This is a genomic window from Actinoplanes palleronii, assembly GCF_016862315.1.
In the GTDB taxonomy this organism is placed as follows: Bacteria; Actinomycetota; Actinomycetes; order Mycobacteriales; family Micromonosporaceae; genus Actinoplanes; species Actinoplanes palleronii.
The window spans coordinates 1-4,946 of the sequence record NZ_BOMS01000061.1 but is presented as its reverse complement, the minus strand read 5'-3'; the positions used below and the strand labels follow the sequence as shown (position 1 = coordinate 4,946).

Annotated in this window: 7 protein-coding genes; 3 read left to right on the top strand and 4 right to left on the bottom strand. The window is 73.5% G+C overall.

What is annotated here, in order from left to right; translation table 11 throughout:
- Window positions 1–47: 47 nt before the first annotated feature.
- Window positions 48–848 carry a nucleoside-diphosphate kinase gene (locus Apa02nite_RS22625; RefSeq protein ID WP_203826764.1) on the bottom strand — a complete coding sequence of 267 codons (801 nt, stop codon included), beginning with the start codon at window positions 846–848 and terminating at the stop codon, window positions 48–50.
- 10 nt (window positions 849–858) lie between these two features.
- On the bottom strand, window positions 859–1,557 hold the full coding sequence (locus tag Apa02nite_RS22620; protein WP_203826763.1) for a TetR/AcrR family transcriptional regulator: 699 nt from the start codon (window positions 1,555–1,557) through the stop codon (window positions 859–861).
- 54 nt (window positions 1,558–1,611) lie between these two features.
- On the opposite strand from Apa02nite_RS22620, the gene Apa02nite_RS22615 reads away from it, so the two are divergent.
- A complete protein-coding gene (locus Apa02nite_RS22615; RefSeq protein WP_203826762.1) occupies window positions 1,612–2,274 on the top strand; it encodes an ABC transporter ATP-binding protein in 663 nt (220 codons plus the stop codon).
- The gene (locus tag Apa02nite_RS22610; protein ID WP_203826761.1) at window positions 2,271–3,023 is read left to right on the top strand and encodes an ABC transporter permease; all 753 of its coding nucleotides are present in this window, start codon (window positions 2,271–2,273) and stop codon (window positions 3,021–3,023) included. The genes Apa02nite_RS22615 and Apa02nite_RS22610 overlap by 4 nt, the downstream gene beginning before the upstream one ends.
- Here Apa02nite_RS22610 and Apa02nite_RS22605 read toward each other — a convergent pair.
- Together Apa02nite_RS22605 and Apa02nite_RS22600 are read right to left on the bottom strand one after the other, a co-directional pair.
- Window positions 3,018–3,344 (bottom strand): YciI family protein, encoded by a 327-nt coding sequence (locus tag Apa02nite_RS22605; RefSeq protein ID WP_203826760.1) that lies wholly within the window; start codon window positions 3,342–3,344, stop codon window positions 3,018–3,020. The two genes, Apa02nite_RS22610 and Apa02nite_RS22605, sit on opposite strands and share 6 nt — an antisense overlap.
- 30 nt (window positions 3,345–3,374) lie before the next feature.
- A complete protein-coding gene (locus Apa02nite_RS22600; RefSeq protein ID WP_203826759.1) occupies window positions 3,375–3,914 on the bottom strand; it encodes a GtrA family protein in 540 nt (179 codons plus the stop codon).
- A 72-nt stretch (window positions 3,915–3,986) separates the two neighbouring features.
- Here Apa02nite_RS22600 and Apa02nite_RS22595 point away from each other — a divergent pair, with 72 nt between their 5' ends.
- Window positions 3,987–4,916, top strand: a complete 930-nt coding sequence (locus Apa02nite_RS22595; RefSeq protein WP_203826758.1) for an alpha/beta hydrolase — start codon at window positions 3,987–3,989, stop codon at window positions 4,914–4,916.
- Window positions 4,917–4,946 lie beyond the last annotated feature (30 nt).

The following is a 4,946-nucleotide window of genomic DNA, read 5'->3' as shown; positions in this document are numbered from 1 at the left end:
GGGTGCTGGGGCTGCGTGGGGACTTTCGGTGGTGGCGCGCTGGGGGTTCACGCGGGTGGGGGTGGGCCCAGGGAGCAGGCGGTGACGCCGTGCTCGACCAAAACGCGGTGGCTGCGGGCTGCCGCGCGGTGGCCGCCCACCCCGATCGGGTAGCCGCCGACCCGGCCCGCGTACAGCGTCAGCAGCAACGCCCGGGGCACCTCGACGCCCGGGAGCGCGGTCCACACCGCGGTCACCGCCGAATCCAGGGAGTGGGCGCGGTCCGCGCCCAGGTACACCGCCGCCGTGGGCGGGGAGCGCCGATCCAAGGGGTACGGGGCGGGCGGCCGCGGGTCGAGTGCCTGCAGCGCCGGCCAGACCGCCTCGACCAGCCGGGGCACGTCGACGTCGCGGCGGAAGTCGCGGCCGGCCGGGCGGGCCGGGTTCGCCGCCGGCTCGTCCGAGGTGAACCGGGCGGCGCACTCCCCGCACCGGCCCAGCAGGTGGTTCGCCTGCCGGGCCAGCTCGCCCCGGCGTTCCGCGGTGTGCACGAGGTTGGCGAACGGGCCGTTCGCGTACCGGGAGCGGATCGTGCGTTTGACCCGGCGGGCGGCCTCGAACGCGTCCGGGCCGCGCAGGTGCAGGACCTCGGACGGGCCGGCGCACAGGTACCGGTCGAGCAGCGCGCGCATCAGCACGTGGTCGTCGTCGGTGTATTCCGACCAGAGGAACCGCACGTCGGCCGGGGTCAGCGTGAGCACGTGCCGGCACCCGATCGACAGCCCTTCGGCGGTGATCGCGGCCTCGGCCGCCGGGACCCGCCCGGTCCGCAGGCAGTCCGGCTTGAGCAGGACGAAGGAACTCTCCACGACCAGCCGCCTAGGTCCGGCGCTCGACGAGGGGCCGGGGCTCGGCGAGGGGCCGGGGCTCGGCGAGAGGGCGGCGCTCGGCGACGCTCCGGCGCTCGACGAGGTCGAGCAGCTCGTCCACGTTGGCGCGGAACTCGGCGTCCCAGTCGACCGGCCGGTCCAGCTCGGCGGCGAGCGCCTCGTGCCCGGGCAGCTCACCGGCCCCCGGCTGGGCGCGCCGGCCGGCCGGGTCGAGCGTGCCGGCGCCGAACCGGCCGCTCACCTCGGACAGCACGTGCCCGATCACGACCGTGCCGAGCAGCCGCTCCAGCCGCGGGATCTCGGCGGGCGGGACTCCGGCGGCGAGCAGTGCCTGGTAGAGCAGGTCGTTGACGCGCAGCACCACGGGACTGACCGCGGGACGGGTCAGGATCAGCGGCAGCACCGACGGGTGGCGCTGGGCGACGGCTCTCACCTCGTACGAAAGGTGAACCAGGACCGACCGCCAGCCGCAACCTGGCGGCGGGGGTTGAATCTCCTCGAGAAGGCGGCCGAGCACGGCGTCGAGCAGCTCCTCCTTGCTGCGGAAATAGCCGTAGAGCGCCATCGGGGTGAGCCCGATCCGCTGCGCGACCGAGCGCATCGAGACGGCCTCCAGCCCGCGCTCGGCGACGACCTGCAGGGCCGCGTCGAGGATTTCCGGGCGCCGGGACTCCTTGAGTTTCCGCACCCGACGAGTCTACGGTGTATACCGTCAGTCTACGGCGTATACCGGAGGCCGGAAATGTTGCACGCGCACGGCGTGACCAAGCGGTACGGCGCGATCCGCGCCCTGGACGGCTTCACCCTCGACGTCGCGGCCGGCGAGATCACCGGCCTGGTCGGGCACAACGGCGCCGGCAAGTCCACGTTCGCCGAAATCCTGACGGGCCTGGTCGAGCCGGACGCGGGCACGGTCCTGATCGGCGGCCGGACGCCCGGCGCGGCCCGCGGTGACGTCGGCGTCGCGCCGCAGCAGATCGCGCTCTACCCGGCCGCGACCGCCCGCGAGCACCTGCGGCTGTTCGGCGGCCTGGCCGGGCTGCGCCGCCGTGACCTCGCCGCGGCGAGCGACGAGGTGATCGACGATCTGCGGCTCGGCGACTTCCTCGATCGGCGCACCGGGTTGCTCTCCGGCGGCCAGCAGCGCCGGGTGCAGGCCGCGATCGCGCTGCTGCACCGCCCCGGGCTGCTGGTGATGGACGAGCCGACGGCCGGCGCGGACCCGGAGACCCGGCAGTCACTGCTGGCCGTGCTGCGCCGGCGCGCCGCGGACGGCTGCGCGGTTCTCTACACCACCCACTACCTGCCGGAACTCGCCGAGCTGGGCGCCACGATCGCGGTCGCGCGGCAGGGCCGGGTGATCGCCCGGGGCACGGGTCCCGAGCTGCCCGGGAGCCTGACGTGATCGGCTCGATGCGCCGGATCGCGGCGCTGGCCCGGCACAACACGCTGCTGCGGGTGCGCGACCCCGGCCCGTTCCTCAGCTACCTGCTGATGCCGATGCTGCTGATGGCCGTGCTCAAGCCGCTCTACCTGCGTGCCGTCCCCGGCGGCACCAGCCAGGTGGCGACCGGAATGCTGGTGATGTTCTCGGTGCTGGCGCTGCACATCGTCGGTGCCGCCACGTTGAGCGAGCGCGGCTGGCACACGTGGGAGCGGCTGCGCGTCACCCGGGCCACGGTCACCGAATTGCTGCTCGGCAAGAGCATTCCGGTGTACGCGGTCCTGCTCCTGCAGCAGGTCACCCTGACCGGCTACGGCATCGCCGTGATCGGGGTGCGCCCGGCCGGGGCCTGGTGGCTGCTCGCGGTGGCGATCGGTGTGTGGGGCGCGACGCTGCTGGCGATCGGCGCGGCCCTGGCGGCGGTGGTGCGCAGTCACGGCGAGTTGCACGCGATCTGTGACATCGGCGCGCTGGCGGTGACCACGCTGGGTGGCGCGCTGGTCCCGGTGGCCCTGCTCCCGTCCTGGCTGCAGCAGGTGGCGCCGCTCTCCCCCGGCTACTGGGCGTTGACGATGCTGCAGGCCGCGATCCGCGGTGACGTGCACCGGACGCTGACCGCGGCCGGCCTGCTGCTCACCGTCGGGGCGGTCGCCGGCGTCGTCGCCTGCCGGCGACTGTCCCGCGGCTGGGGCCGGGCGACGCTGTTATGAGGTCAGCGGCCACACTTCGATGACACCCTGGGCCACCGCGCACGGGCTCTTGGCGGCCAGCGCCACGGCCTCCTCGAGGCTGTCCGCCTCGATGATCCCGAACCCGGCCACCGGCAGCGCCGATGACAGGAACGGCCCGCGCTCGACGACCACACCCGCGTCGTCGTGGTTGCGCACCTGGGCCGGCTCACCGGCGATCCCCATCACCGCCCCGGAAGCCTGCAGCCGGGCGTCGTGCGCGTGCGCGGCGTCCCGGATCGACGGTGCGGTCTTCTGGTAGCCCTCGGCGTCGCCGTACCCGATGGTCACGAAAGTCGGCATACCTGACGGGTACCCAGGATCGGGCCGGACCTACTCCCGTTCGGCGGTGTTGCGCACCGACGGGCGCGGCTCGTGGCGGGTCAGCTTGCTGCGCGGGCCGGGGCGCGACCGCTCGGTGCGGGCGTCCGCGTGCGGGAACACGAACCGTTTGAACGCCCACAGCCGGAACACCATCGCGATCAGGGTGCCCAGCAGGATGCCGCTGACGAAGTCGGCGATCTCCTGCACCGGCCGGCTGACGTCCGGCACGCGCAGGTCCAGGACGTAGCGGGAGACGGCCAGGGGGATCAGGTTCAGGCCGATGCCGATCGCGCTGACCGCGAAGAACAGCGCCGCCTCGTGGTGCTGCTCGCGGCCGCCGCGGGTGCGGAACGACCACTCGCGGTTCAGCACGTAGGACAGGATGGTGGCGACCACCGTCGCGAAGGCCAGCGCGGTGACCGGTTTCTCGTGCAGCACGGTCAGCTTGAGCAGGTAGTTGATGGCCGTGGTTACCAGGAAGCACACCCCGCCGACCAGGAAGAATTTCGCTGATTCATGGTGTTTGCGCCACAGCTGGTTCAGCCACATTCGCGCGAGCGTAGAGCAGACCGCCCGAAATTGGCTAGCCGTGGTTCAGGAACGCCTGGAAGGCTCCGGTGGATGCGCACCGATCTGATCCGCGGTTCCCTGGCCGGAGCGGCGTACACCGTGCTCACCCCGGACGGCTGGACCCGGTCCGAGCGGTTGCCGCTGATCCTGGTGCTGCACGGGGCGAACTCGTCGGCCGAGGTGCTGGCCATGATGCAGCCGATCGTCGAGGCCGCGGACCTGCCCCGCACCCTGGTCGCCTGCGTCTCCACGCCGACCGCCGGCGGCTTCTACCTGGGCCGCTGGGAGCGTCTGGTCGCCGACGAGTTCCCGGCCCACCTGGCCGCCGAGTTCGGCGCCGCGTCGTTCGCGCTGCTGGGCAGCTCGATGGGCGGCTTCGGCGCGCTGCGGATCGCGTTCGCCGATCCGGGCCGGTTCACCGCGGTGGCCGCGGTCTCCCCCGCGCTGCTGCCCGAGGGTGAGCTGGGCGCGCGCCACACTCTCGGGGTGCTCGCCCAGCTCGGGGCCGAGACCGTGACCTCGGAGAGCGTCCCGCACCGGCTGCGCGCCAACGCCGACGCGATCCGCGCCAGCGGCCTGCCGATCATGCTGCGCTGCGGTGACCGCGACGTCTTCCACCTGCACGACGGCACCGAGCAGCTGCACCGCGCGCTGTGGGATCTCGACATCGCGCACGACTACCACCTGGTCCGCGACGGCGATCACGGTGGTCCGGAGGCGACGGCGTCGCTGCGCGCCGCGTTCGCGTTCGTGGGCGCGGCGCAGCGGTCCCGCGCCGGGTCCTTTCCTGGTACGGACGATCGCGCGCTCGCGGACGCCTGGCTGGCGTGGTCGGCGAACGACCGGCAGGGCGATCCGCCGCGGCTGGACTTCTTCGGCCCGTCCGCGTCGACCGCGCTGCGCGTGCTGATGGCCGACGAACTGGCCGCGGCCACCCGCGCGGACCCGGACACCACCCGCCGCTACGGCCGCCTGCCGTAAACCGCGCCCCGCACCGAAGTCCCCACACCC